The 1,795-nt window shown below is 60.9% G+C and carries 2 protein-coding genes; both read right to left on the bottom strand.

The features are described 5' to 3' along the window. Positions 1-1,112 (bottom strand): amino acid adenylation domain-containing protein (locus IHE46_RS16785; RefSeq protein WP_192166068.1); only part of this gene is annotated, 1,112 nt, incomplete at its 3' end. Next, positions 998-1,795, bottom strand: a 798-nt coding sequence (locus IHE46_RS16780) for an AMP-binding protein (RefSeq protein ID WP_192166066.1), incomplete at its 5' end; no start/stop codon positions are given. The genes IHE46_RS16785 and IHE46_RS16780, both read right to left, overlap by 115 nt.

Here is a 1,795-nt window from a genome sequence, read left to right as displayed (position 1 = left end):
GCGTTGAACGGGTCGGGCAGGAAACGTTCGGTAGTGAGGTCAGGGCGGTTCAAGTAACCGCGGGCGACACCGGCACCGCCGATGTACAGCTCACCGGCGACCCCGAGAGGAACCGGCTGGCCGTGGGCATCGAGCAGGTAGATGCGCGTGTTGGCAATCGGACGGCCTATGGGCACATTAAAAGATGATTCATCACCGCAATTTCGAACCCTGGCTATGGAGGACCAGATGGTCGTTTCGGTTGGTCCATATAGGTTCCACAAAGCTTGGCTTTGATTACGAAGGTGGGTGGCCAGGCCAGCGGGCATAGCCTCCCCACCGCACAAAACTGTCAGTGCATGAGATCCCTTCCAACCTGTATCAAGCAGAGCGCGCCATGTCGCAGGCGTGGCTTGCATGATGTTAATCTGGTTCGCCGAGATTATGTGCTGCAGCACATGTGGGTCGTTGCTCTCATCGGAACTGGTGAGCACAACCGTTGCACCTTTGTTCAGTGGCAGGTATAGCTCCAACCCTGTTATGTCGAAAGAGGCGCTTGTGACGGCGAGTAATCGGTCCTGCACTGTGACATCCAGCATCGCAGACATGGAATGTAATAAATTAACTACACCGCGATGTTTGACCATGACCCCTTTGGGCCTACCAGTTGAACCGGAGGTGTAGATGACGTAGGCGAGATGGGTGGAGGTGAGGCCCAGCATTTGCGGATCGGGATCGGCGACGGACTGGTGGGCCCACGTCGCGGGTGTACCGAGGTCGAGCACGGTCAGGTGAGCGACCGCCGATTCGCCCAGGGCCGTTCGTCCGGTGGTATCGGCCAGCAAGAGCGCAGGAGCGGCATCGTGCAGGACCTGCGTCAGCCGTTCAGAGGGGTAGGTCGGATCGAGCGGGACATAGGCGCCGCCCGCTTTGAGGGTGGCCAGGAGACCGACGACCATGGCCAGACTGCGCTCGACGCAGATCGCCACGCGATCGTCGGGGCGCACGCCAAGGCCGATCAGATGATGGGCCAGGCGATTGGCCTGGATGTTGAGTTCGGTATAGGAGAGGGACTGATCCTCGAAGACGAGGGCGGTGGCCTCGGGGTGCTGCTGTACTTGTTGCTCGAACAACTGGTGGATGCACAGCTGATCGGGGTAGGGTGCGTCGGTCCGGTTCCNAGGATGGCCAGGAGACCGACGACCATGGCCAGGCTGCGTTCGACGCAGATCGCCACGCGATCGTCGGGTCGCACGCCAAGGCCGATCAGATGATGGGCGAGGCGATTGGCCTGGGTGTTGAGTTCGGTATAGGAGAGGGACTGATCCTCGAAGACGAGGGCGGTAGCCTCGGGGTGCTGCTGTACTTGTTGCTCGAACAACTGGTGGATGCACAGCTGATCGGGGTAGGGTGCGTCGGTCCGGTTCCAGGTCTCCAGCAGCAAGGTGCGCTCATCGGAGGCCAGCAGGTCGATATGAGCGACTGTTTGCGTGGCATCGGTGACCATGGCATGCAGCAGTGTGAGCAGGTAGCCGCGATGCCGCACGACGGTGGCGTGATCGAACAAGGCGGTGGCATAGCTCAGGGAGCCGACGATGGTGCCGTCGGCTTCGCCTAAGGCGAGCTCCAGATCGAACTTGACCTGATCGAAGGGCAGGCCGACCGGTTCGGTGCGCAGACCGGGGAGGTCGAACGTAGCGTTTTCGTTGTTCTGCCAGGCGAACATGACCTGGAACAGGGGCGTGTGATCCAGGTGGCGTGAGGGCTGGACGATCTCCACGACCTGCTCGAAGGGCAGATCCTGGTGATCCTGGGC

The organism is Rhodanobacter sp. DHG33 (assembly GCF_014843005.1).
In the GTDB taxonomy this organism is placed as follows: Bacteria; Pseudomonadota; Gammaproteobacteria; order Xanthomonadales; family Rhodanobacteraceae; genus Rhodanobacter_A.
The sequence above is the reverse complement of the archived record's forward strand: the minus strand, read 5'-3'. Positions and strand labels throughout refer to the sequence as shown.